This is a genomic window from Idiomarina loihiensis (assembly GCF_024584785.1).
Classification (GTDB): domain Bacteria; phylum Pseudomonadota; class Gammaproteobacteria; order Enterobacterales; family Alteromonadaceae; genus Pseudidiomarina; species Pseudidiomarina fusca.
Genome location: NZ_CP074112.1, coordinates 1445087 through 1470424 on the forward strand (window position 1 = coordinate 1445087; position 25338 = coordinate 1470424).

Genomic DNA, 25338 nt, shown 5'->3' on the forward strand with positions numbered 1-25338 from the left:
TATCCTGCCTGATACAAGTACACGGAGGCCACCTAGCGGCAACCCCCGTGTGCTTTCTATCACCAACACCCGGTGGGCGGGTTATTATTTCTTGTCGTCTTTCACTTCTTCAAATTCAGCGTCGACAACATCATCAGCATCTTTCTGGCTGTTACCAGCGTCGGCATCGCCACCTTGCTGCTGAGCTTTCGCTTGTGCTGCTTCCATCAACTTACCAGAAGCTTCAATCAAAGCTTGCTGCTTGGCTTCAATCTCAGCTTTGTCGGTACCTTTGATGGCTGTTTCCAGCTCGCTCAAGGCAGTTTCAACCGCTTCTTTATCCGCCGCAGCCAACTCCGCACCAACTTCTTCTAACTGCTTGCGGGTAGCATGTACCAGCGCGTCAGCTTGGTTACGAACCTGCACCATTTCTTCAAATTTACGATCTTCTTCAGCGTTAGCTTCAGCGTCACGTACCATTTTTTCTACTTCTTCATCGCTTAAGCCAGAAGAAGCTTTGATGGTGATTTTCTGCTCTTTACCTGTGTCTTTATCTTTCGCTGACACATGCAGGATACCGTCCGCATCAATATCAAAGGTGACTTCAATCTGTGGCTGGCCGCGCATCGCTGCACGAATACCTTCCAGATTAAATTGCCCTAACGATTTGTTGTCAGCCGAACGCTTACGCTCACCCTGCAACACATGAATCGTTACTGCCTGCTGATTATCTTCAGCCGTTGAGAAGGTCTGTGATTGCTTGGTCGGAATCGTGGTGTTCTTCTCAATCAGCTTAGTCATCACACCACCCATGGTTTCAATACCCAGTGATAATGGCGTTACGTCTAACAACAACACATCTTTCACATCGCCTTGCAATACGCCCGCTTGTACCGCAGCACCTACGGCTACCGCTTCGTCAGGGTTCACATCACGACGCGGCTCTTTACCAAAGAAGTCGGTCACTGCTTGCTGTACTTTTGGCATCCGGGTTTGACCGCCCACCAAAATAATGTCGTTGATGTCGCTTACTGACAAATCAGCATCTTTTAGCGCTTGTTTCACTGGCTCTAGCGACTTGGCAATCATGTCTTCAACCAAAGATTCCAATTTAGCGCGAGTTACTTTAATGGCTAAGTGCTTAGGCCCAGTGGCATCAGCAGTAATGTACGGCAAGTTAACTTCCGTTTGCTGTGCTGATGACAACTCAATTTTAGCTTTTTCAGCAGCTTCTTTAAGACGCTGCATCGCCAGCGGATCTTTACGTAAATCAATGCCTTGATCTTTGTTGAACTGCTCAACCAAGTAGTTGATCAAACGGTTATCAAAGTCTTCACCACCAAGGTGGGTATCACCATTGGTCGCTAATACTTCAAAGGTCATTTCGCCTTCTACTTGGTCAATCTCAATGATTGAGATATCGAAAGTACCGCCGCCTAAGTCGTACACTGCGATAACGTTATCGCCTTGCTTCTTGTCCATACCGTAGGCTAATGCTGCTGCGGTTGGCTCGTTGATAATACGCTTCACTTCTAAGCCCGCGATACGACCAGCATCTTTGGTTGCTTGACGCTGTGCATCGTTAAAGTAAGCCGGCACGGTAATAACTGCTTCGGTTACTTTCTCACCCAAGAAATCTTCGGCAGTTTTCTTCATCTTCTTCAGAATTTCTGCTGAGATTTGTGGTGGCGCTTTTTTGTCGTCGTTAATTTGTACCCACGCATCGCCGTTTTCTGCTTCAACGATTTTGAATGGCATGATGCCGATATCACGTTGTACTTCTTCGTCTTTAAAACGACGACCAATCAGGCGCTTAATTGCGAATAAGGTTTTGTTCGCGTTAGTGACCGCTTGGCGTTTTGCCGGCGCACCTACTAACACTTCACCATCATCAGTAAAAGCTACTACCGATGGCGTGGTACGATCGCCTTCCGCGTTTTCAATTACGCGTGCTTTGTCACCATCAAGTACTGCAACACAAGAGTTGGTAGTACCTAAATCGATGCCGATAATTTTACCCATAATTTTCTTCTCCAACTAAATCTTAAAAAACAGGTTTGATAACTTTAATATGGGGCGGCTTTAAGCCTTTTCAATACCCCTAAAAAGCTTATTGTTAATTTTTTACCACCATCACCATGGCTGGACGCAGTAAGCGGCCACTTAGGGTGTAGCCTTTTTGCATCACCGCCAAAATGGTGTTGTTGTCTTGGTCTGCCGATGGCTGCATCGCCATGGCCTGGTGCAGTTCAGGGTTAAAAGCTTCGCCAATCACCCCCACCGCTTCTACCCCAAATTTATTTAAGGTATTGAGTAGCCCCTTGTGGGTTAACTCAATCCCTTCTAAAAAGTTTTGATTAATGCTGTCGGCCTGGGCCGCAATCTCGAGGGCCCGCTCTAAGTTGTCTACCGTGGTAATGATTTCGTTGGCAAACTTTTCCAGAGCAAACTTATGCGCCTTCTCAACATCTTGGGCTGCCCGGCGCCGAATATTCTCCATCTCAGCTACCGCACGCACGGCACGATCATTGGCATCAGTCACGCGTTGCTCAGCTTGGCTCAAGGCCAGCTCCAACTCACCGAGCCGATCGCTAGCGTTGCTCTTGGCATCTGCGGCTTGCTCTTGCTCTTGCTCCACGTCCTGCTCCTGTTCAGCCGCTTGCTCTAGCTCTTGCTCTTGCTCTAGCTCTGGCTGCTGTGGGTTCTGTGCTGCATCATTTTTAGTCATGTTTGGCTACTCTCACTGTCATGGCACTTGCGTGACACTTACGTGGCACTATCATCAATTCACAACCAAAATGTTAGTTGGTGTGATATAACTTAACTTGCAGCTGTTAATGGGGGCATCTAACCTCGATTCAAGAGTTGCGCTACAAAAAACCGCAGAATTACAGGGAAATTTATGTCGCAGCGTGACCATCAACCGTTTCAAACCATCGCCTTGCTGGGCAAAGTTAATCACGAAGCTACTCGTACCACCTTATTCACTCTAGAACAAAGCCTACTCAAGCTGGGTTATCAAGTGATTATTGAGAGTCGCACTGCCGAGCAGCTAAGTGGTACTCAAGCGCGCGTGATGTCGCTGTTAGAGCTGGGCCAACACGCTGATCTAGCAATTGTTGTGGGTGGTGATGGCAACATGCTTGGTGCGGCACGAATTCTTTGTGATTTCGATATCGGGGTGATTGGCGTGAATCGCGGCAACTTAGGTTTTCTAACGGACCTTGACCCTGACCATGTGCTTGAGCAACTCAAAGCAGTATTAGCCGGCGACTACCAAACTGAACAGCGCTTTTTGCTACAAACCGAAGTCATCCACCATGGCCAAACTAAGGCCGTAGGACGCGCTATTAACGAAGTAGTACTGCACTCAGACAAAGTGGCTCACATGATCGAATTTGAAGTGTACGTGGATAATCAGTTTGTCTATTCACAACGCTCGGATGGACTGATTATTAGCACTCCTACCGGCTCCACTGCCTACTCTTTGTCTGGCGGCGGTCCCATTGTCGTTCCTAACTTGCATGCCATTAGTTTAGTGCCAATGTTTCCGCACACCTTAAGCAGTCGCCCGATTGTGGTCGATGCTACCAGTACCATCAAGCTGCGGGCAGCGACAGATAATGATGATCTACAATTATCCTGCGATGGCCATGTGCGCATGAAAGTTGCTGCCGGCGACGAAGTCATTATTCAGCAGCACCCCCATAAATTATGCTTAGTGCACCCGCACGACCACAGTTATTTTAGAGTGTTGCGCAACAAGCTAGGCTGGGGTAGCCGACTGTTCTAGTGGCTTGGCTTAGGCGCTGCTGCAGAATTTTTAGGCAGCACTTGCATTACTGTATAAATACTGTATAACTACTGTATATTATCACAGTATCTGAGGTGACCTATGTTGCTCCATTTGCATATTCGTAATTTAGCTGTTGTACGTCATTTAGACATAGACTTTGCTGCTGGCATGTCTGCCATTACTGGCGAAACTGGCGCCGGAAAATCCATTGCCCTCGATGCCTTAGGTTTATGTTTGGGCGACCGTGCTGACGTTGAACTCATTCGCACAAGCGCTGATAAAGCTGAAGTAAGTGCAAGCTTTCAACTCGGTGCCAGCGCTAGCCCTGCCATCCAGTGGCTAGCAGAACAAGAGCTAAACGAAGAAGCTGATGCCGATGCCAGCCACATAAGTTGTGTCATTCGCCGCGTGATTACCCGCGAGGGCCGCTCCAAAGCTTGGATCAACGGCCGCCCTGCTACCGTGGGCCAACTCAAGCAACTGGCGCCACTGTTAGTCAACATTCATGGTCAGCACGAACACCAATTATTGACCCGACCGGAGCATCAGTTGCAATTGCTTGATGCTTACGCCCGTCACCAACAACATCTAGATGCGGTGCAGCAGGCCTATCAGCAGTGGTACCAACTGCGCAAACAACAAAAGCAGCTACAACAGCAGCAACAAGATATTGCCGCACGCAGTCAGCTGTTGCGCTACCAAGTCAGTGAGCTGAACGAGTTTGCTCTAGGCGAAGACGAATACGCAGAACTAGAGGCGCAACATAAGCGTTTGGCCAATAGTGCCAGCCTCATTGAAGATTCTGGCTTCGCCCTCAATGCCATCTTTGATGGTGAACATAATAACGCCTACAGTTTGTTGCAAAACGCCCTAACCCGGTTAGAGCAACAACTAGAGACCGATGCTAATTTGCAACAAGCGGTACGTTTGCTCCGCGATGCCAGTGTGCAAGTGGAAGAAGCAGCACGTGAACTGCGTGATTATCAAGACCACATTGAACTTGACGATGAGCAATTAGCTAACGCTGAACAACGGGTTACCCAAACGCTACAGTTGGCTCGCAAGCATCAGCTCGACCCAACTCAACTTTATCAGCACCATCAACAATTAGCGCAAGAGTTAGCAGATCTCGAGTCCATGCAGAGCGCATCTGAACACATCGATGAGCAAGTGGAGCAAGCAGCTAAAAGCTACCGACAAGCGGCTGCCACTTTGTCGGCAAGCCGTGAGCAAGCCGCCACTGAACTTAGTCAGCGTATCGCCACCAGCATGCAGCAACTTAATATGCCCCATGGTCGATTCGTCATTCAAGTGACTCATCAGGCGCAAGCGCCAGCAACAAAACTAGGTACCGATGAGGTTTGCTTTATGGTGACCACGAACCCAGGCCAACCGTTACAAGCCCTAGCAAAAATTGCTTCAGGCGGTGAATTATCGCGAATTAGCTTAGCTATTCAGGTAATTACTGCCAGCCAACTAACCACCCCGACCTTGATGTTCGACGAAGTGGATGTAGGTGTTAGCGGCGCTACCGCAGCCACGGTAGGTAAATTATTACGCCAGTTAGGGGAATCAAATCAGGTTATCTGTGTCACACATTTACCTCAGGTGGCCGCAAAAGCTCACCAACAATTACGGGTAGATAAGGTAACAGATGGTGCCAGTACCGAGACACACATGGTACGATTAGACTCTGAAGCGCGTGTCATTGAACTAGCACGCTTACTTGGTGGTGATGAAATAACCGCAGCAACGAAAGCTAATGCAGCTGAATTACTTGCGGTTGGCAGCTAGCTTTGTTTATTATCGCCCTAGACTAAAATTTTAATAGCAGGTGTTATGAAAGCATTAATTATTGCAGGGACTATAATCTTTTTAAGTGGCTGTTCAGTATTAGATAAATTGGTTTATCGAATTGACATTCCACAGGGTAATTACTTAGAACAACGAGACATTGACCAGCTTCGCGTGGGGATGTCGAAAGAACAAGTGGTTTACGTGGTTGGCAAACCAGTAGCAGATAACCCCTACAATAACGATGTGTGGTTTTACGTTTTTGACATGAATGCAGGTAACGGAACCAGTTATCAACAAAAAATGATTTTACGCTTCGAAGATAACCTGTTGGTATCTTATGAAGGCGATTATGACCGCCCGAAAGACTTCGATACGCCGCTGGAACAATAGACCCTCTGTGGGCCCAGGGTTATCAAGCAACACTGGGCCGACAATTTAAGGTGAGGGATGACAACACCATTGCAGCCTACAACCACTGAGACACGCCTTATTTTAGATGATAGTGCTATCATCAAAAGTCCGGCAGATACTCGTAGCTATCAGATCATTGAACTACCCAACCAATTACGTTGTGTGTTGGTGCACGATCAGACAGCCAACCAAAGCAGTGCGGCACTAGCCGTAGGGGTAGGTCATTTTCACGATCCTCAGGCCACGCAAGGCCTAGCCCACTTACTTGAGCACATGTTATTTTTAGGGACTGAGGGCTATCCTGATGCCCAAGGTTTTCAGTCCTATATCAGCGCTCACGGCGGTAGCCATAATGCTTGGACTGGCACCGAATACAGCAATTATTACTTCAGCATCAATCAGCAGTATTTTGCCCCCGCGTTAGATCGTTTCATCCGCTTTTTCTATGAACCCTTGTTACAGCAAGATTGGGTCGAAAAAGAACTGCAATCGATTGAAGCTGAATTTCACCTAAAACGAAACGATGAATTGCGCCGTTTGTATCAAGTGCACAAAGCCACGGCCAACCCTAAGCATCCTTTTACCAAATTTTCAGTAGGCAACCTAAGTACCCTTACCAACACCAAAGAGCGGCCGCTCAGCGCTGCTTTGCAGCAATTTTTTAAACGCTGGTATTGTGCCAAACGTATGACCCTAGTGCTGTGTGGGCCACAATCCTTAGCTGAATTACAACAGCTTGCTGAGCTTCACGGTAGCCGCATTCCAAGTGGGTGCGCCGATGCCTTATTACTAGACGAGCCGCTCTATGAAGCAGAACAGCTGGGGCTGATGGTTCAAGTGAAACCACTTAAAGAAGCCCAACGGCTGATTTTAACCTTTGCCCTGCCGGGTATCGATGACGATTATGCTAATAAAACCACCAGCTTTTTGGCTCATCTACTGGGCTATGAAGGGCAACAAAGTCTGCTGAGTTATTTGCGCGAACACAATTGGGTGAACTCGTTAGCCGCCGGCGGTGGGATTAGTGGCGGTAATTTCAAAGATTTTAATATCAACATGCAGCTAACCAACCAAGGGTTAACCCACATTGATGATATTATTGCAGCTGTGTTCAGTTATCTGCAGCTCATTGCCAACGAAGGGTTACAAGCTTGGCGCTACAACGAACGCCGAGTGAGCGTCATGAACGCCTTCAATTACCAAGAGCCAGCGAAATTAAGCGATATTGCACCTCAGCTAGCCATTAATCTACATCACTACTGCGCTGAAGATATTATTTTTGGTGACTACCGCATGGATGGTTTGTTTTTACCGAAAATCCGCAACTTTCTGGCCTTGATGAACTCCCACAACATGCGGGTAACCTTGATTCATCAGCAGCTTGAGACCGATCAGGTTGAACCTATTTACGGAACTCATTACCGCGTCTCTGCGTTGACACCTGCACAACATCAACGCTTCGCTCAGCCGGCGCCGATAGCAGCGCAATTACCGCAAGCGAATCCCTATTTGAGCACGCCTTGGCAGTTACAACATCCTCCAACTGAGACCGACTCTAAGCGGCCGCTGCAGCCTGATTGTATGCAAGTTACGTCGGCATTGCAGCATTGGCATTTAACCGATACCAGTTTTAAGCAACCCAAAGCTCATGTTTATTGTGGCTTTTATCTGCCCCAAGTGATCCAGTCTGCGCAGCATTTTGCGAACGCCCGCTTATGGTGTGAGCTGATGCTCGATGTGCTCAATGAAGAATGCTACGATGCGGAAATTGCTGGGCTTAATTTTAATTTATACCCGCAACAGCAAGGGTTAACCTTGCATGTATCTGGGCCCGCACAATACGTGCCGCAATTACTGCAGGATATTCTGGGTTATTTGCTCCAAGCAACGAGCGGCTCGAATGCACAATTACTCGTGTCGCAACGCTGGGCTAATTTGCGCCAACGCCTGATCACCAACTGGCGCCAAGCCTTGCTGCATAAGCCACTGAATTTACTCTTCACGCATCTGAACGTGCAGTTACAGCCCCATACTTTTTCGGTGCAAGATCTAGCCAAACAATTAGAAGCTAGCGATTTTGCGACCTTCATCGATGCCGGCCAGCAAATGTTTAGCCAAGCCAGCGTCGAACTCTTTAGTCATGGAGATCTGCGTCCTGACCAATTGCAAGCGGTGCTGCAACAATTGCAACAGCTCCCCCTAGCGGCACAGATGCAGCGCGCAAATTTAACGCCCTACCGGTTTGCCCAGCTAGACCCCGCGCCAGCGCTAGTCACTCAGCATCAAGACCATGCGCTGCTGGCGGTGCTGCAAAGTAGCTCAAACACCACTCAAGCTCAAGCCAGCTTTATGCTGTTGCAGTATTTTCTGAACCCGCGCTTGTTTAGTGCCTTGCGTACCGAGCAACAGCTAGGTTATCTGGTGGGCAGCAGTTACATGCCGCTGCAACAGGTACCGCATTTGATGCTCTACGTACAATCCACCAAGTATCCGCATCAGCACTTACAACAAGCCATGAATGATTACTTAAAGGTGTTTGCTGAGCAATTAGCACACATTGATAGCACTGAATTCAGCAAGGCGCAGCGGGCTATAACCCAACAACTTACTGAGAATGACGCATCTCTGCGTGCGCGGAGTCAAAGGTTGTGGAGCTCTATTACTCAACAAGATGAAAATTTCTCGAGATTACAAGTCATAGCAACGAGTTTAGCAAACTTGACCTTGAATGACATCCAAGCGGAATACCAACAGTTAATCAACAATCCAACACAACAGATGTTTCTAGTTAGCCATCCACAGAGCTTTGACAGCTCGGCATAAATTGTTTAATTTGTTTATCTCTTAAGAACAAGAAGAGCTGCTTTATAAGACAGCCAACCCATTGGGGAATAACGTGCATTTTCGGGGTCAAGGTGGTGCTACTGGTGGCAATGCTCTGTTAGCGTTTGTTATAACGTTAACCTGTACGGCTGCGCTGCTGATGCTACCGTCATTATTTGCCAAAACTCATGCAGCAACTTATATAGCAACTTATGCAGCCCAGTCACCGACCAGCAGTGATTGGCAAGTTGAGCTCATCAGCCTGCGCATTGCCAATCAACCCATTCAAGCTGAACAATTAGATAGTCGTAACCGCGCTCAACTTTACAATACCCAAACGCTATTCCTACCTGTGCTCGAGAGCCCCATCAGCATTGAGTTTGGGGCGCCCTATGCACCTAATGCTCGGCAATTGTATTACCGCTATAAAATGCAAGGAGCCGATCTTGACTGGATTTACACCGACCATCAATATCGTCGTGCCACCTACACCAATCTAGCCTTTGGTCATTATCTGTTTATGATTGAGGCCTCCTACGATGGCAGCACCTGGCTGGGGCAGCGCCAGTTAGCGGTTGAAGTTGCCGCCCCGGCTTGGCTTTCACCCTGGGCGCTAAGCATGTATGCGCTGTTAGGTGGTGCCGGTATTATCACCCTATTCTTCATCGTGCGGGCGCGCCATCGTGCTATGCGCCAACTGCAACAAAGTGAAGAACGGCTGAAGTTAAGTTTGTGGGGTAGCGGTGATCAATTATGGGACTGGGATATTGCAGCTGGAGTGATTCATCGACATAACACCTGGCGCCAAGTCAGTGCGTTCCCGATTGATTATATTCGTACCGGTGAACCGGGCAGCCCCAGCAATATTCATCCACAAGACCTCGCAAATTTACAGCAGGCGTTGAATCAGCACTTAGATGGACACACCCAATTTTTTGAAGTCACTTACCGAGTTCAGGCTGAAGATGGCTGGGTGTCCGTACTAGATCGAGGTAAAGTGGTGGAACGCGATGAGCAGCAGCAGGCTCTGCGGATGACCGGTACCATGAAAGATATCACCCCGTTAGTACTAGCTGAAGAACGCTTAAAAATGCTAGCCACCTCCATCACCAATATTTCCGATGGCGTGTGTATTTATGATCATACCTTTGCCGTCGTTGAGGCCAACCAATCGGTGACCAAGATCACCGGCTTTAGTCGCCAACAAATGCTCGGCCGACCACTACAACTGCAGCTCTATAGCGACGATTACGTCAACCAAATAAAACGCACCTTGCAACAGTATGGTAGTTGGCACGGTGAAGTTGAAGATCTGCGCAGTGACGGCAGTTTGTATCAGATTGAATTAACCATTGATGCCATCTACGACGATAGCAGTCAGATTTCCCATTACGTGGCGACCTTTGCAGACATCAGCGAACGTAAACAAACCGAGCGCGAGTTGCGCCGGCTGTCTAACACCGATACCCTCACCGGGCTGCCTAATCGCTCCTATTTTCAAGTCAGCCATGCCAATTTAGTGCGTAAACGTATTGGTCACGCTTTAGTGCTTTTCGATCTCGATGATTTTAAGAAGATTAACGATTCGCTAGGTCACGATCTAGGTGACGAACTGCTACTACAGGTAGCTGAGCGCATAGCGCAAGTGGGACGCCCGCAAGATACTTTCTATCGCCTCGGTGGTGACGAATTTGTGCTATTGCTAGAAGACACCTGGAACATGAGCACCACCACCGATATCGCCAATCAGATCCTACATGCCATGAGCCAGCCCTTTCATATTCAACAGCAAGATATCGTGGTGGGCACGTCCATTGGTATTGTGGTTTATCCAAGCGATGGTAACTCCTCGCAAGAGTTACTACAGAATGCCGATACCGCCATGTACCATGCCAAGAGTCGCGGCGGCCATAACTATCAGTTCTTTAACGAATCCATGAACAAAACTGCGGTTCGGCGTCTGCAAGTAGAAAACCAACTGCGGTTTGCGCTGCGCCATAAGCATTTGCAAGTGCTGTATCAGCCTAAAGTGTCGTTAGTGGATTATCAATTTGTAGGATTAGAAGCCTTAGTCCGCATGAACATCCCTGGCCATGGTCCCCTTAGCCCTAGCGAGTTCATTCCGTTAGCCGAAGAAACCGGCCTTATCATTGAGATGGGTGAGCAAGTGCTGCGACAAACCTGTCGTGATATGCGACTGTGGGTAGAGCAAGGCTTGGTGCAAGGCCGAGTAGCGGTGAATTTATCTGCCAAGCAATTTGTGCAACCTAATCTTACCGAGACCATCATGACCATTCTCAAAGAAGAAGGTTTAGCACCACAGCATCTGGAGTTAGAAATTACCGAAGGGGTGGTGATGGAGGATCCAGAGCGCGCTATTGCCATCATGACCGAGTTACATCAACAGGGGATTCACCTCGCCCTCGATGATTTTGGTACCGGCTATTCGTCGTTGGCCTATTTGAAGCGTTTCCCGATTCAAACATTAAAGATTGATAAAGCCTTTGTGGATGACATCAATGGTGCCGAGCGCGATCGCAATATGGTCGCCTCCATTGTCGCCATGGCTCACAACTTAGGTTTAGATGTGGTTGCCGAAGGCGTTGTAGACGCAGCTCAAGCAGCCACGTTAAGCCACTTAAACTGCGAATATGCACAGGGGTTTTTATTTGCCGAGCCGCTTAGCCGTGATGCCTTTGCCGCCCATATCAGCGTACCTGCATCAATACATTAGCATCGCCACGTGCTTGGCGCAGACGCAGCCGCTTGTGAGTGATAAACATTGGCACTATCAAGGGCCCGAACAGCAACCCTAGCAGGCCCCAACGTTTCGCTCCCATCGCGTGCGTTAATGCTTGCACATACAAAGTTAACGCCGACCCTAAACAACACAGCGCCACTAACATAACAACCCCCTACTACAGACTACGAGCGCTTAATAAAAGCGCTCGTTATTTGTTGCCATTTTAACCAATAATGGCGCTGGTTGATAGCGTTCACCATGCTGCTGTTGGTAAGCTTGCAAACGACTCACCACCTCAGCAATGCCTAGCGCGTCCATATAACGGAACGGTCCGCCACGGAAAGGCGGGAAACCGATACCAAAAATGGCACCAATATCACCATCACGAGCACAGCTTATGATGCCTTCGTCTAAACAGTACGCGGCCTCATTGAGCATCAGCAACACGGTGCGCTGGGCAATCTCGTCAGCACTCAGTTGGCTTGCTGCGGTCACGCCTAACAAGCTATACACCGAGCTATCCACCTGTTTGCCCGCTTGCTTACCTTGGTAGTCGTAAAAGCCCTTTTTGTTTTTCTTACCCTTGCGTTCATCGTCCAGCAATTTGCTAAAAGCCTCTGGCGCTTGGAATCGATCGCCAAGCTCATTTGCCAAAATAGGTGCGACTTTGGCAGCCACATCAATCCCTACTTCGTCCATCAGTTTCATCGGCCCGACCGGGAAGCCAAACTTAACCAGCGCTTTATCTACCACGTCGATCGGCTCACCCGCTAACACTAGGCGCGCAGCTTCGTTCATGTACGGGGCTAAAATACGATTGACGTAAAAACCAGCACCGTCTTTGACCACAATCGGGGTTTTTCCTTGCTTTTTAGCCAAGGCCACGGTGGTCGCAATGGTTTCTGCTGAGGTACGCTCATGGGTAATAATTTCTGCCAACGGCATCTTATCTACCGGCGAGAAATAATGCAGACCAATCACATTTTCTGGGCGCTCTGCTTTGGCAGCGATTTGCGTAATAGGTAAGCTTGACGTATTGGTTGCAAAAATAGTGTGCGGATTGCCTGCTGCTTCTACATCGGCCACCATCTGTTGCTTTAAGCCAAGATCTTCAAAGACCGCCTCAATCACCACATCAACCTTGTCAAAGCCGCTGTAATCAAGGGTACCGCTCAGGCTCAGCATGGTCGCTTCTAATTCTGTCCGGGTCATGTGCTTGCGCTTTACTTTACTATTAAGCAGGTCGTAGCTGTACTTCAACGCATGCACAATGCCTTGTTCGTTGATGTCTTTAATGCGTGCCGGTAGTTTCGCTTTAGCAGCCGTGACATAAGCAATACCGCCGCCCATCAACCCACCGCCAAGCACGCCAACACGCTGAATAGCGCGCGGCTTGGTATCGCCCGCACCGGTTTCTTTCTTCATCGCCGTGGTGGCGAAAAAAATCTGCCGTAGCTCTTTGGATTCCGGCGTCATTGCCAGTTCACCAAATTGCTTGGCCTCATAGGCTAAGCCTGCTTGAAAGCCCTTGCTGGCACCACAGGCTAAGGTATCAATGATTTTATCGAGCGCCGGGTAGTTACCTTTTGCTTTTGCTTGAGCTTGTTCGCGCGCCTTTTTAAACATAAAGTTACGTCCAAACGAGGTGCCTTCCAGCACTTTGCTGACACCTTTTAGCTTAACTTTGCGCACTTTAGCCTTGCTCGCCAGTGCCTTCTCGACCGCTGCATCCAATAAGATACTCGCAGGCACGACATCATCAACAATCCCGAGTTTACGGGCTTGTTTGGCACGTAATTGCTTGCCAGCCAAAATTAATGGTAGGGCTTTTTGAATCCCAATCAGACGTGGTAACCGTTGGGTCCCACCTGAGCCTGGCAACAGCCCTAACTGCACTTCAGGTAAGCCAATCACAGTGCGGTTATTGTCCGTCGCAATCCGATAATGACAGGCTAACGCAAGTTCTAACCCACCACCTAAACAAGCACCATCAATGGCTGCCACCACCGGCACCGCTAACTGCTCAATTCGGTCAAACATAGCCTGCCCTTGGCGCGCTAGACTTTCCGCATCGGCAGCATTAGTACAGGCATCAATCATGCTTATATCAGCACCGGCCACAAAGGAGCCAGGCTTATCACTGATCAGCACCACCCCACGTAAATCTTGGTGCTGCTCCAACTGATTCAGTACATGAGCTACCTCATCAGCAAAAGAAGCTTTTAAGGTGTTCATCGATTCGCCAGGAACATCGATATGGATAACCGCCACATGGTCGTCGCGTAGCTCTAAAGTAAAAGCTCGGTTGTTATCTGTTGTCATTATTCGGTCTCCACAATCATCGCAGCACCTAAGCCACCAGCAGCACATGCGGTGGTTAAACCAACCCCGCCACCACGACGTTTTAATTCATTTAAAGTTTGCGTAATCAAGCGCGTGCCCGTTGCCGCAAACGGATGGCCATAAGCCAGGGAGCCACCCAACACATTAAACTTGTCCATATCAATCTCGCCGATAGCTTCACTGCGGCCCAGCTTTTCTTGGGCAAACTTGGTGCTGGCAAACATCTTCATGTTTGCTAACGTCTGCGCCGCAAAAGCTTCATGCATTTCAATCAGGGTCAGATCCGATAACTTCATGCCAGCTCTATCAAGGGCGATAGGAGTAGCGTAAGACGGCCCCATCAGCATGTCTTGCCAAACATCTATGGCGCTGAAGGCATAACTACGAATGTAACCAAGGATGTCATAGCCTAACGCCTTGGCTTTGCTTTCTGTCATCATCAAAATAGCGCTAGCACCATCGGTTAAAGCGGTACTGTTGGCCGCTGTGACTGACCCGTGCTTTTTATCAAACACCGGCCGAAGTTTGGCATAGCCTTCTAGTTTAGAGTCTGAGCGAATGGTGTTATCGCGCTTTAAGAAGTCTTTGTATGGCTCAGCATAAGCGGTCATCACTTCGTTATCTAACACACCTGACTGCCACGCTTGATGCGCCAAAGTATGCGAACGATGAGCTAACGCATCTTGATCGGCACGGCTGATGCCATGGGTCTTAGCCATCTGCTCGGCCGTCTCACCCATGCTTAGGTTAGTGCTGTACTCAGCAATCGCAGGTGGTACTGGGAGTAAATCCTTCAATCGTAGCTTGCGCAAAATAGCAAGGCGCTGACCAAGGCTGCGCGCTTTGTTTAAATCAACCAGCGCATGGGCTAACGCCCGTGAGGCGCCAATCGGCAGTACGGATGACGAATCCGCGCCGCCGGCGATCCCCACGGTGGTATTGCCGGCCATCATACTTTCTAAAACATTAACGGTGGTTTGGAAACTGGTCGCACAAGCCCGTGACACGCTGTAAGCATCGGTGGTTACCGGCAAACTGGTGCCTAACACTATTTCTCGCGCGATGTTCGGCGCCTTAGGCATTTGCACCACTTGGCCGTACACTAAAAGTTCAACTTCACGCGGATCTAAGCTGTATTTATTGAGTAATTCTTGCACCACCATTTTGCCCATATCCAGCGCCGGAACGCCATGGAAATAGGTGGCTTGCTTAGCAAATGGCGTCCGTAGACCTGCTACGATAGCAATCCGTTCGCCCTGTGCCGTGGTCAGATTCTGACGTGCGACCATGTGTTATTCCTCTGTTGCTGTATCATGGTCATAACCCAAGCTGGTCTGACCTCATAGATGGTTACAAATTTTAGCGGGTCTTGCTCGAGATTTAAACCGTTGTTTTAGGTAAAGTCTCAACTTACACTAGTAACTGATAGTATCATGCACAGTAGCTATCAATCGTCACCGCGGTATCACAGCGACCATACAGCCCAGTTCTTGCTACAACAGCTCGAGTAACAGAAGAGGATCAGAATGGCAGCCGAACAGTTCCAAGCCTTGCACGCCTATCTTAATAGTCAAGTTATCGGCCAGCCCGAATTTACTGAGGGCCTACTCATTGCCATTTTAGCCGATGGCCACCTATTGGTTGAAGGCCCACCTGGGCTGGCCAAGACCCGTGCGGTTAATGCCTTAGCCACAGGGATTGAAGGCAGCTTTCACCGGGTGCAGTTCACGCCTGATTTGTTGCCTGCGGATTTAACTGGAACCGACATCTATCGCGCCGAAACCGGTAGCTTTGAGTTTCAGCAGGGGCCGCTGTTTCATAACATCATTCTAGCAGATGAAATTAACCGCGCCCCAGCGAAAGTACAATCAGCTTTATTAGAGGCTATGGCCGAGCGGCAAATCACCGTGGGTCAAACCACCTACAAGCTGCCGCCGTTGTTTATGGTGCTGGCTACCCAGAACCCGCTTGAACAAGAAGGCACTTACCCGCTGCCAGAGGCGCAGTTGGATCGCTTTTTGATGCAACTCAACTTGGATTATCCCAATGCTGCAGTCGAGCGTGATATTTTGCGCCTGACGCGCGGCGAAGAACTCGAGGGGCAAGCAAGCATGCCAAGCCCCGTCACGCAAGCGGATATTTTTGCGGCCCGTCGTGAAGTCCTAGAAATTTATATGGACGACAGCGTTGAAGAATATTTAGTACAACTGATTATTGCCACCCGCACCCCAGATTTTTATTCAGCGGATTTAGCCCGCTGGTTGAGTTACGGCGCTAGTCCGCGGGCCACCATTGCCCTCGACCGCTGTGCAAGAGCTAGAGCTTGGTTAAACCAACGTGACTTTGTGACCCCTGATGATATTCATTATGTGTTTGCTCACGTGTTAAGGCACCGCATCATTTTGAGTTATCAAGCGGAAGCTGATGGTATCGATGCTGATACTGTATTGAGCAAAATTATTGAGCTAGTCCCAGCACCTTAATGGCTAATAGCATGCATGAAACGGCCGCTACTTGGTTAGCACAATGGCACAGCGACGGGGTTAAGGTAGCAGCCCACGAGCTGATGTACTACCGCAGTAAAGCTGCAGCCCTAGCGCGCTTGCGGCCACGCCTGAAGCCAGGTCGTAGTGGCGCCTTACTGAGCAAAGTCAAAGGGCGCGGGATGGAGTTTGACGAGTTTCGTCATTACCAAGCTGGCGATGATATTCGAGCGATTGATTGGCGCGTCACCGCTCGCACTGGTACGCCACACACCAAGTTGTTTCGTGAGGAACGAGAACGCCCGGTGTTGCTGGTGGTCGATTTTAGTGACAGCATGCAATTTGGCTCGCAACTGTTACTCAAATCGGTACAAGCTTGCCATCTAGCCAGTGCCTTAGCATGGCTAGCCGTTGCCCGTGGCGATCGCGTCGGCGCCCTATTGGCAAGCACTCCGTCGGCACAGAGCCAACCCCAGCATATTGAATTGCGACCGCAAGCTCGCGAGCACGCAGTGACCCGCATCATCCAGCAGCTCGTAACCGCACAAAATCAGGCGCTACAGAACTGGCAGCAACCCCATCAAGAGCGCGCCAGTGTATTACCCTATTTGCTGCAACGTACCCTGCAGGTCGCCAAACCCGGCACCTTGGTGTATGTGATCAGCGACTGGCGAGGCTTACTAACGAATAGTCAGCAGCCGGCAGATACTGCGGCTGTGCAAGCTTTGTTGGCACTGCAACGCCACTGTCAGTTAGTTCCGATGCAGTTAGTCGACCCCCTTGAGCTTAGTCTAGAAGCCGTGGCACAAGCGCAAATTTCCGAACAGCTAGCGCTCACTGATGGTCAGGTGGAATGGCAGTTTGACCCACACCAAGCCCATCAGCAGCAACAGTACGCTACCGCGGCCGCTGCATGGCAGCAACAGTTGGTCCAACAGTTTCAACAACAAGCGCTAGAGCTGTGGCAGTTTTCTGCCGCCACACCGCTGGAGTCACAATGGCCAGGAGTACGCCTATGACCTGGCTTGATAATGGCAACCCACTAGAAACCATGCACGACATCGTGGTCGCACCTGCTGCGCACTGGTGGCCCTTAGCTCCGGGTTGGTGGGTACTAACTTTATTGGTCTTAGTTGTGCTGATTAGCGTGAGCTGGCTGAGCTGGCGAGCGTGGCAGCGCCGCCGGCCGCAACGAGCCGCTTTAAAACAAATAAAACAATCCCCAGCAGACAGTTTAGGGCAACTTAATTTGCAGCTAAAACAAGCCGCCTTGGGTTATTTCCCGCGCTCACAAATAAGTGCTCTACAGGGCCCTTTGTGGTGGCAATTTCTAGCCCAGCAATTACCGCCACGGCACCAGCAACAACTGGCTGAGTTGCTGCAACAGGGGCCGCTGTTAAGCTACCAAAAAGCCCCGTTAACGCCTCAGCAATTGGCTGACTATCAGCGTTTTGCCCTGCTCTGGGTGCAGCATGCCCTGCCACCGAAGCCGAAGCGCTCAGCGGCACCAGTGCAAGGAGGCCAGCATGATTGAGTTTGCTTGGTGGTGGGCTGCACTACTGTGGCCGCTGCCGTGGTTGGTGTGGCGGTTGCTACCAGCTGCCCATCCACCGTTGGTGGCATTGCGGCTGCCGGTGCTACCCGTTACAGCAACCACAAGGATTGAACGCCACTCGCAGCTGGGCTGGCGTAAATGGTTGGCCGGGTTAATTTGGACCCTGCTGGTACTGGCGTTAATGCAACCCCAGTGGTTAGGTGAACCGGTGAGCGCGCGCAACGAAGGGCGAGAAATGATTTTGGCTATCGACTTATCCGGCAGTATGGAAATTGCCGACATGGAAATAGCGGGTGAACAAGTCGACCGACTGACCATGGTTAAGCATGTGATGGGGGATTTTATTGCCCGCCGCGTGGGCGACCGTCTCGGCTTGATCCTATTTGCTGATACTGCTTACGTGCAAGCTCCCATGAGCTACGATAGAGACAGCATCAAACAGCTGTTAGATGAAGCCGAACTTCGCCTAATTGGTGAACGTACCGCCATTGGTGATGCTATTGCGCTGAGCGTGAAACGCTTTATTGCCCGCGAGCAGTCGAACAAAATCATCATTTTGCTCACCGACGGCCAAAATACCGCGGGTAATGTCTCACCAGAGCAAGCGCTACAACTGGCGCAGTATCATGGGGTGAAAATTTATGCCATTGGGGTGGGTGCTGAAGAAGTGATTGTGGAGGGTTATTTTGGTCAACGCCGCGTGAATCCTAGCCGCGACCTAGATGAAGATATGTTACGCAACTTAGCTAATAGCACCGGTGGGGAATATTTCCGCGCCCGCTCTACCAGCGAGCTGGAGCAAATCTACCAACGCTTAGATGAGTTCGAGCCCATTCAAGCAGAGAGTCAGCAACGGCGCCCACAGACAGCACTTTTCTTTTGGCCGCTAGGGCTTGCCTGGGCAATGATGCTGCTCGCTGGCCTACTCCCTTGGCTGCTACGCCGTTTCAGACCAGCAGCAGGAGGTCGCTCATGAGTGAATTTCAGCTTCTGCGCCCTTGGTGGTTACTAGGACTGCTTCCGCTGGCACTACTGGCTTGGACTTGGCTGCGCCAGCGTAGCGCGAGTGGTGGCTGGCACCAGTTACTGCCAGCACATTTACAACCGGTCCTGTTACCCAAAGCTGCTGCACAGCGCCAGGTGTGGCCGCTGTATTGCGCGTTACTCGCCCTCCTCTGCATCAACTTGGCACTCGCTGGCCCTACCTGGCAACGGCTGCCACAACCGGTTTACCAGTTGAATGCTGGCAGTGTGGTGGTGGTAGATATGTCGCTATCTATGTACAGCACGGATTTGCCGCCCAATCGGCTCACTCAGTTGCGCTTTAAAGTCACTGATTTAGTGCGCGAACGGCTGGATGGCGAAGTGGGTTTAGTGGCGTATGCTGGTGACGCCTTTACGATTAGTCCGTTAACCAATGACGGCGCTAACCTAGTGAACTTAATTCGCGCCTTAAGCCCAGATATCATGCCAGAACTTGGCAGTAATCCGCTGGCCGGCTTGCGTCAAGCCGATGAGTTGTTGCGTGCAGCGGGCTACCCGCAAGGTGACATTTATTGGGTCACCGACGGTATTCAAACGGCCGACCAACAGGATATCTATAACTTCATCAGTAGCAGTGGCCATCGCGTAAGCATTCTAGCGGTTGCCACCGCAACCGGCGCCCCTATTCAATTACCTTCCGGCCAGCTTTACCGCGATAGTAGCGGCTCGGTGGTTGTGCCCACGGTGCAATTCAGCCGTTTGGAGAGTCTGGCCAAACGTGCAGGGGGACGCTTCAGTATCATCCGCAGTGACCAACAGGATCTTGATTACCTAGGTAGTCAGCCGCCCTTGAGCCGTGACGGTGAGCTCACCGAAGGTCAAGCCGGCGACCAGTGGCAAGAAGCCGGCCCCTGGCTCTTAGTTGTGGCAGCGTTGCTGCTACTGCCGCTCGCACGAGCTGGAGCTTTAACTCAGGTTCTACAAGCCTTACCTGGCAAAAATTTATCCAGCAGCTGGTTAGCGTTAGTGAGCCAAACACTGATGCTAGCTGGCAGTCTGGTGCTGCTCAGCGGCTTAACCAGTAGCCCAGCGCTGGCCCAAACCCCGTCAGGCCAGAACTCGTCAAACCAAAGTTCATCGAACCAGAGCTCGTCCAACCAAAACTCGGCTACGCCAGCAGCTTCGACACAGCAATGGCTGCAACAGTGGCAACAGCTGTGGCAAACGCCCTATCAACAGGCGGACCAAGCCCTACAACAACAAGATTATGAACAAGCGGCAGCGACTGCGACCGACCCTTGGCAACGGGGTACAGCTAATTACCGCGCCGGCAATTATGACCAAGCCTTGGTTGATTTCTCCCAAGTTGATAGCGCTGACGGCTTTTACAATCAAGGCAACAGTCTGATGCAGTTAGGCCGCTATCAAGAAGCAGCCAACAGCTATGCTGCGGCTTTGACACGCCGCCCAGACTGGCCAGAGGCACAGGAAAATCAAGCGCTAGCCGAGGCCCTGCAGCAGCAACAAGAACAACAGCAAGACAACCAGTCCAGCGATAATAACACCGGCCAGCAACAGCAAAAGGATGGTGAGGGCAGCAGCAGCGATACTGATGCTGAGGGTCAACAAGCTGAGCAAAATGATAGCACGGACGCTGAGGACCAAGCTCCAGCCGACGCCGACGAGCAAGCCCAAGAAGAAGACGCGGCGACGCCCGAACAGACCGAACCGCAGGCTGAGCAACAAGGCGAGGAGCAATCCCAAGCCTTATCTGCAGCGGAACAACAGCAAAACGTCAGCGACGAACAGCGGCAGCAAATGGAGCAATGGCTGAATCGCATTGAGGATGATCCAGCCGTGCTACTGCGCAATAAAATGCTACGCGAAGCGCAACAGCGCCGCGGCAATAGAAAACCCAAAGGAGTACAGCAAGAGTGGTAACATCTCGTCAACTTTTAATGCTAGCTAGCATCTTGGTCGTAGGCTTACTGAGCTTACCCCAGGCCCTTGCCGAACCTACTGAGGTGATTGCCAGTGTGGATAGAAATCCGGTGCTGGCGGGCCAGCTATTTAACTTAACAGTTACGGTAAATGATGATATCGACCAAGATGAAATAAATGCCGAGCAGCAGTTAAATCAGTTTCGGATTGTTAATTCGCGTTCCTCTCGCAGTACCCGAGTGATTAATGGTGACATGAGTCGCACTACTACCTTCGTGTTTAGTTTACAGGCACCACAACAGGTCGGCACCGTGACTATTCCAGCCCTAAGTGTTGGCGATGTTAGCAGCCAACCCATAGAACTGACGCTATTAGCTAGTGATCAAGCGGATGCTCTAAGCGAATCCCAGCCAGCCTTTATTCGCACCAGCGTTGAATCCACTCAGGTTTATGTGCAGCAACAATTTAAACTGATATCGCGACTCTACTTAGCGGCTAATTTGCATAGCGGCAATCTCATCGCCCCCGAGCTGGCCGATGCTGAGATCACTCAATTTGGGCAAGACCAAGAAAACTATGAAATTATTGATGGCAAACGCTATCAGGTGTACCAGCGAACCTATTTGATCACGCCACAGCGCTCCGGCCAATTTACCCTTAATGGGCCGATGTTTGAGGGTTTGATCAGCAAGGATAGTGGTCGTTCTATTTTTTCTTCTATGAGCACCACCGAGCCGGTAACTGCCAGTGCGGAACCGATTGAACTACTGGTACAGCCGATCCCGAGTAGTTGGCAAGGCGACTGGCTACCGGCTGATTTGGTCACCTTAACCCTAGAAACAGATATAGACCCAGCACAGCAGTTACAGCAAGGCCAGCCGCTTACCTTAACGCTACGTACTACAGCGATGGGAGTAAGCCCCGACCAATTGCCGGCGTTGCAGTTACCAGACATCGCTGGGGTGAGCATCTATCCAGAGACGCCCCAACTCAACCAAGCGGTGCGTAACGGCAATCTAATCGCTCAGCGTAGCCAAACCATTGCCATTATTCCTCGCCAAGGCGGTACCCTAGAGCTCCCCTCTTTTAGGCTGCCTTGGTTTAACACGCGCACTCAGCAACAGCAGGTCGCTAGTACCGACCAACTCACTTTTAGCGTGGCCATGAATGGCTCAGCCACAGCAAATGAGTATCCAAGCAATCCTACTGATGTCAGTTCGGCCCCCAGCCAAGCCCCAAGCGCTCCCGAGATGAATCAGCAAGGGCCAGCAGCGTCTGCCCAGAGTAGTTCGCCAAACAACCGCCTGTGGTATTGGTTAGCAGCTTTATTTGCCGCTCTTTGGGTGATAACCCTTAGCCTTTTTGCTAGCTATTGGCGACGCCAGCAACGTCAATCACGCCAGCCGCAAACTAACGCCACCAGCACTGCCAGCGATTCTGATCGCCACGCTCTAAGTGGTGCCTTATGGCACCAACTGCAGCAAGCCTGCCAAGCAAATCAAGCCGCGGCGACCAACCAAGCTCTGCGTGCATGGGCAAACTCGATACTAGGCCAGCCTATCCATGATTTGACCGAGCTTAGCCGGCATTTTGCTCACCCGCCGCTAACCAGCCAAATTAACCACTTATTAAGCTGTCGATTTGGCCACCACAGCGTCGCCTCGGCTCCTGACCAACCATCCTGGCAAGAAGGCAAGGCCCTGTTGAGAAGTTTACAAGCGGCTTATAAAAACTACGTGAAATCCAGCAAAACCAAGCAACAGCAGAACGTCTTACCAGCGCTTTATCCGCAGTAAGCACTAACCTTAGTAATGCTATAATTCCCTCATAAAAAAAGCCTTGAAGTGATCAACTTCAAGGCTTTTTATTGGCGCATGGACCGCTTAGTTGTTGCTACTACTAGTTAAGGTAATTTCGACATCACCTTGGTCGCGTAACGCACTTAAGAAAGCCTCATAACTTTGCTGCGCAAAGCTATTTTCCAGCTGTTCTTGCATCTGTTGCTGAGTCGCCTCATCTACATCGCCAGCACTTACACTGGTCAACTGAACTAGAGCTAAACCACCGTTATTCATTTCTACCACGTCAGCTTGCACAGCACCTGCTGCTGGAGCAGCCTGCTCGAATAAGCTCTGCACAACAGCACGTGGCAAATCTGCATTGCGACGATCGATAGCAGCTAGCTCAGTAAGATCGCTAACGGTTTCACCAGCACGGAGGGCGGCAATCACAGCTTCAGCATCGGCGCGCGCCAGTTGCTGAGCTTTCTCTTGCTGCAAGTTACTCACCACTTGCTCACGAACCTCATCAAGACTCTTAATTGAAGCAGCACGGTAATCAGTTACGCGAACCACTACCGATTGCGTATCATTCACTTCAATCAAGTCGCTGTTCAGGCGCTCTTGCAACAAAGTATCACCAAACACTTGCTGTAATACCGCCGGATGGTTCAAGGCTGATGGCGCCGTTTGGCGGTTAAACCAATCGCTGTTACGTACCTGCAAACCCACTTCATCAGCTACGGGCTGCAACGTATCAGGCATTTCAAAGGCCAGCTCTGCTACTTTTTGCTGCTGCTCATAATAAGCTTGTTTGACTCGCTCATCTTGCATGTCAGCGATGATCTCGTCGCGTACTTCAGCAAATGGCGTGACGCTACCTTCTTGCTTGTCGGTTAACTTGATCACATGGAAACCAAAACTGGTTTCGACCACGCCACTCACGTCACCCACTTCAGCAAGAGCAAATGCTGCTTCTTCAAAGTCAGGATCCATAGTACCAGGCTGGATGAAATCTAAATCACCGCCGTTTTCAGCCGAGAAAGTGTCATCCGAATACTCGCCTGCGAGTGCGGCAAAATCGGCACCCTCAGACAGCTTATCGACCACTTCTTGTGCTTTATTGCGCGCCGCGGCATCATCACCTTCAATCAGAATGTGCGAGAAGCGATACTGAGCCGCTGACTCGTAAGCACTGCGATTGCCTTCATACCATTCACGCACCATCTGCTCATCGATAGTGACAGATTCGGCAATGGCGCCGGCATCTAACGCAACAAATTCAACTTGCACGCTTTCTGGCACCGCAAATAAATTAGAGTTATTGTCATACCACTGCTGAATTTCATCGTCTGAAACATCAACTTGAGCTAAATAGCTATCAAGAGCAAAGGTACGATAAGCACCACTACGCTGCTGATTCACTAACTTTTGAATCGCCACAGCTTCTGCTGCTAGTGCAAATTCGGTATTCACAACCGCCTCTAGCACTTGCGAGCGTGCTAAATCTTTACGTAACGCTTCGGCAAAGCCTTCTGGCGTATAACCTAAGCTGTTCAGGGTGATTCGATAAGTGTCGTTATCAAACTGACCGGCGACGTTAAACGCAGGAATAGCACGAATAGCTTCACGCACCTGCTCGTCTGACGCCCGTAACCCATTGTCTCGCGCATATTGCTCAACCAGTTTTTGATTGACCAAATCGTTGACCACTTGGTTACGTAAGCGCTGAGTAAAGCTCGGATCAGTGGCTAACGTATCGTAGAAATCGCCCAACTGTTGCTGTTGGCGCGCACGTTCATTTTCTAAAGCACGGTCAAACTCAACCCGAGTAATATCCTCACCATTAACCGTCGCTACGCTTGGCTCTGGCGCATTACTGATATAACCGCCAATACCTGCAAGTGCAAACGTTAAGGCTATCAGCACTAAGACGGCTTTCACTACAAAACTTTGCGAGCCTTCTCTAATCCTATCCAACATAATCCACTTAACCTCAAATTTTCCCAGTGTCTAGGCGGGTATTATATCTGCTCTTGCACAAAAAAAATAACCCGAAGACAGGCTTCGGGTTACTTTCAGCTAAAGCTGGCGGAGCGGACGGGACTCGAACCCGCGACCCCCGGCGTGACAGGCCGGTATTCTAACCAGCTGAACTACCGCTCCACTTTCATTAGTTTACTGAATCTTTCAGTGCTTTACCGGCTTTGAAAGAAGGTACTTTAGCAGCAGCGATCTGAATGGTGTCGCCAGTTTGTGGGTTACGACCAGTGCGAGCTGAACGCTCACGAACACTGAAAGTACCAAAACCAACTAGAGCTACTTGCTCGCCACCTTTCAAAGCTTCAGTAACTGCTTCGATGAAAGAATCGAGAGCACGTCCAGCTGCCGCTTTTGAAATATCTGCTCCGTCTGCAATTTTATCAACTAACTGAGACTTGTTCACAGTATCATCCCCTTAGATTGTTATTATCAAATTTGTTAGCGTCCCATGCGTTGTATGTGCATTTTTGTTGGGGGCTACACAAGGTTATAACAAGCTAGAACAAAATGTTCAAGCTATTGCGATAGGTTAGCAGACTGCTTCCATATTAACCCATCGCCAAGTGGCATGTCAGAGTCTATGGTTGTGAGCGTCTGACCAATCACTTTGACTCTAGGCTACCACAAGATTTTAGATTGAGAACCCTTTTTCACGTTTTTTT

At 50.1% G+C, this 25338-nt stretch carries 18 protein-coding genes and 1 tRNA gene; 11 read left to right on the forward strand and 8 right to left on the reverse strand.

Going from position 1 to position 25338, the window contains the following annotated elements; all coding sequences use genetic code 11:
* Window positions 1-84: 84 nt before the first annotated feature.
* Both dnaK and grpE read right to left on the reverse strand, forming a co-directional pair.
* Window positions 85-2001 (reverse strand): molecular chaperone DnaK, encoded by a 1917-nt coding sequence (dnaK, locus tag KGF88_RS07045; protein WP_153825791.1) that lies wholly within the window; start codon window positions 1999-2001, stop codon window positions 85-87.
* 94 nt (window positions 2002-2095) lie between these two features.
* Window positions 2096-2707 (reverse strand): nucleotide exchange factor GrpE, encoded by a 612-nt coding sequence (gene grpE, locus KGF88_RS07050; RefSeq protein ID WP_153825792.1) that lies wholly within the window; start codon window positions 2705-2707, stop codon window positions 2096-2098.
* Window positions 2708-2881: 174 nt separating this feature from the next.
* On the opposite strand from grpE, the gene nadK reads away from it, so the two are divergent.
* From nadK to KGF88_RS07075, 5 genes are all read left to right on the forward strand, one after another.
* Entirely contained in the window at window positions 2882-3772 is an 891-nt protein-coding gene (gene nadK / locus KGF88_RS07055; protein WP_110074812.1) for an NAD(+) kinase, read from the forward strand.
* Window positions 3773-3874: 102 nt separating this feature from the next.
* Window positions 3875-5569 carry a DNA repair protein RecN gene (gene recN / locus KGF88_RS07060; protein WP_153825793.1) on the forward strand — a complete coding sequence of 565 codons (1695 nt, stop codon included), beginning with the start codon at window positions 3875-3877 and terminating at the stop codon, window positions 5567-5569.
* Window positions 5570-5614: 45 nt separating this feature from the next.
* Window positions 5615-5962 (forward strand): outer membrane protein assembly factor BamE, encoded by a 348-nt coding sequence (locus KGF88_RS07065; RefSeq protein ID WP_110074814.1) that lies wholly within the window; start codon window positions 5615-5617, stop codon window positions 5960-5962.
* Between the two features lie 57 nt (window positions 5963-6019).
* The gene (locus KGF88_RS07070; protein ID WP_153825794.1) at window positions 6020-8806 is read left to right on the forward strand and encodes an insulinase family protein; all 2787 of its coding nucleotides are present in this window, start codon (window positions 6020-6022) and stop codon (window positions 8804-8806) included.
* Between the two features lie 73 nt (window positions 8807-8879).
* Window positions 8880-11540, forward strand: coding sequence for an EAL domain-containing protein (locus KGF88_RS07075; protein WP_153825795.1), 2661 nt, complete (start codon window positions 8880-8882; stop codon window positions 11538-11540).
* Here KGF88_RS07075 and KGF88_RS07080 read toward each other — a convergent pair.
* From KGF88_RS07080 to fadI, 3 genes are read right to left on the reverse strand one after another with little or no spacing between them, the layout of a single operon-like run.
* On the reverse strand, window positions 11515-11712 hold the full coding sequence (locus KGF88_RS07080) for a hypothetical protein (RefSeq protein WP_110074817.1): 198 nt from the start codon (window positions 11710-11712) through the stop codon (window positions 11515-11517). The two genes, KGF88_RS07075 and KGF88_RS07080, sit on opposite strands and share 26 nt — an antisense overlap.
* 29 nt (window positions 11713-11741) lie before the next feature.
* Window positions 11742-13871 carry a fatty acid oxidation complex subunit alpha FadJ gene (fadJ, locus tag KGF88_RS07085; protein ID WP_153825796.1) on the reverse strand — a complete coding sequence of 710 codons (2130 nt, stop codon included), beginning with the start codon at window positions 13869-13871 and terminating at the stop codon, window positions 11742-11744.
* The gene (gene fadI, locus KGF88_RS07090; RefSeq protein ID WP_153825797.1) at window positions 13871-15181 is read right to left on the reverse strand and encodes an acetyl-CoA C-acyltransferase FadI; all 1311 of its coding nucleotides are present in this window, start codon (window positions 15179-15181) and stop codon (window positions 13871-13873) included. The genes fadJ and fadI overlap by 1 nt, the downstream gene beginning before the upstream one ends.
* Before the next feature lie 237 nt (window positions 15182-15418).
* Between fadI and KGF88_RS07095 the strand changes: the two genes are divergently transcribed.
* The 6 genes from KGF88_RS07095 to KGF88_RS07120 are packed head-to-tail and all read left to right on the forward strand — an operon-like array spanning window position 15419 to window position 22651.
* On the forward strand, window positions 15419-16375 hold the full coding sequence (locus KGF88_RS07095) for an AAA family ATPase (RefSeq protein ID WP_110074820.1): 957 nt from the start codon (window positions 15419-15421) through the stop codon (window positions 16373-16375).
* Complete coding sequence (locus KGF88_RS07100; protein WP_153825798.1) at window positions 16375-17394, forward strand: DUF58 domain-containing protein; 1020 nt, start codon at window positions 16375-16377, stop codon at window positions 17392-17394. The genes KGF88_RS07095 and KGF88_RS07100 overlap by 1 nt, the downstream gene beginning before the upstream one ends.
* Complete coding sequence (locus KGF88_RS07105) at window positions 17391-17909, forward strand: DUF4381 domain-containing protein (protein ID WP_162014445.1); 519 nt, start codon at window positions 17391-17393, stop codon at window positions 17907-17909. Before KGF88_RS07100 ends, KGF88_RS07105 begins: the two co-directional genes overlap by 4 nt.
* On the forward strand, window positions 17902-18906 hold the full coding sequence (locus KGF88_RS07110; protein ID WP_153825800.1) for a vWA domain-containing protein: 1005 nt from the start codon (window positions 17902-17904) through the stop codon (window positions 18904-18906). Before KGF88_RS07105 ends, KGF88_RS07110 begins: the two co-directional genes overlap by 8 nt.
* Complete coding sequence (locus KGF88_RS07115; protein ID WP_153825801.1) at window positions 18903-20855, forward strand: VWA domain-containing protein; 1953 nt, start codon at window positions 18903-18905, stop codon at window positions 20853-20855. Before KGF88_RS07110 ends, KGF88_RS07115 begins: the two co-directional genes overlap by 4 nt.
* On the forward strand, window positions 20849-22651 hold the full coding sequence (locus KGF88_RS07120) for a BatD family protein (RefSeq protein WP_153825802.1): 1803 nt from the start codon (window positions 20849-20851) through the stop codon (window positions 22649-22651). The genes KGF88_RS07115 and KGF88_RS07120 overlap by 7 nt, the downstream gene beginning before the upstream one ends.
* 87 nt (window positions 22652-22738) lie before the next feature.
* Here the strand turns inward: KGF88_RS07120 and ppiD are convergent, their stop codons facing one another.
* The 3 genes from ppiD to hupB all read right to left on the reverse strand — a co-directional run bounded on the left by ppiD (window position 22739) and on the right by hupB (window position 25079).
* Complete coding sequence (ppiD, locus tag KGF88_RS07125) at window positions 22739-24616, reverse strand: peptidylprolyl isomerase (RefSeq protein WP_153825803.1); 1878 nt, start codon at window positions 24614-24616, stop codon at window positions 22739-22741.
* A gap of 106 nt (window positions 24617-24722) precedes the next feature.
* Window positions 24723-24799 (reverse strand) — tRNA-Asp (locus tag KGF88_RS07130).
* Window positions 24800-24806: 7 nt separating this feature from the next.
* A complete protein-coding gene (hupB, locus tag KGF88_RS07135) occupies window positions 24807-25079 on the reverse strand; it encodes a nucleoid-associated protein HU-beta (protein ID WP_110074826.1) in 273 nt (90 codons plus the stop codon).
* Window positions 25080-25338 lie beyond the last annotated feature (259 nt).

Excerpts from the sequence above, each read along its gene's own strand:
- KGF88_RS07110 (WP_153825800.1), top strand. The coding sequence starts at position 17,902 with ATGATTGAGTTTGCTTGGTGGTGGGCTGCACTACTGTGGCCGCTGCCG.
- KGF88_RS07095 (WP_110074820.1), top strand. The coding sequence starts at position 15,419 with ATGGCAGCCGAACAGTTCCAAGCCTTGCACGCCTATCTTAATAGTCAA.
- recN (WP_153825793.1), top strand. The coding sequence starts at position 3,875 with ATGTTGCTCCATTTGCATATTCGTAATTTAGCTGTTGTACGTCATTTA.
- fadI (WP_153825797.1), bottom strand. The coding sequence starts at position 15,181 with ATGGTCGCACGTCAGAATCTGACCACGGCACAGGGCGAACGGATTGCT.
- KGF88_RS07115 (WP_153825801.1), top strand. The coding sequence starts at position 18,903 with ATGAGTGAATTTCAGCTTCTGCGCCCTTGGTGGTTACTAGGACTGCTT.
- KGF88_RS07105 (WP_162014445.1), top strand. The coding sequence starts at position 17,391 with ATGACCTGGCTTGATAATGGCAACCCACTAGAAACCATGCACGACATC.
- dnaK (WP_153825791.1), bottom strand. The coding sequence starts at position 2,001 with ATGGGTAAAATTATCGGCATCGATTTAGGTACTACCAACTCTTGTGTT.
- KGF88_RS07080 (WP_110074817.1), bottom strand. The coding sequence starts at position 11,712 with ATGTTAGTGGCGCTGTGTTGTTTAGGGTCGGCGTTAACTTTGTATGTG.
- grpE (WP_153825792.1), bottom strand. The coding sequence starts at position 2,707 with ATGACTAAAAATGATGCAGCACAGAACCCACAGCAGCCAGAGCTAGAG.
- fadJ (WP_153825796.1), bottom strand. The coding sequence starts at position 13,871 with ATGACAACAGATAACAACCGAGCTTTTACTTTAGAGCTACGCGACGAC.
- KGF88_RS07065 (WP_110074814.1), top strand. The coding sequence starts at position 5,615 with ATGAAAGCATTAATTATTGCAGGGACTATAATCTTTTTAAGTGGCTGT.
- KGF88_RS07100 (WP_153825798.1), top strand. The coding sequence starts at position 16,375 with ATGGCTAATAGCATGCATGAAACGGCCGCTACTTGGTTAGCACAATGG.
- nadK (WP_110074812.1), top strand. The coding sequence starts at position 2,882 with ATGTCGCAGCGTGACCATCAACCGTTTCAAACCATCGCCTTGCTGGGC.
- ppiD (WP_153825803.1), bottom strand. The coding sequence starts at position 24,616 with ATGTTGGATAGGATTAGAGAAGGCTCGCAAAGTTTTGTAGTGAAAGCC.
- KGF88_RS07070 (WP_153825794.1), top strand. The coding sequence starts at position 6,020 with ATGACAACACCATTGCAGCCTACAACCACTGAGACACGCCTTATTTTA.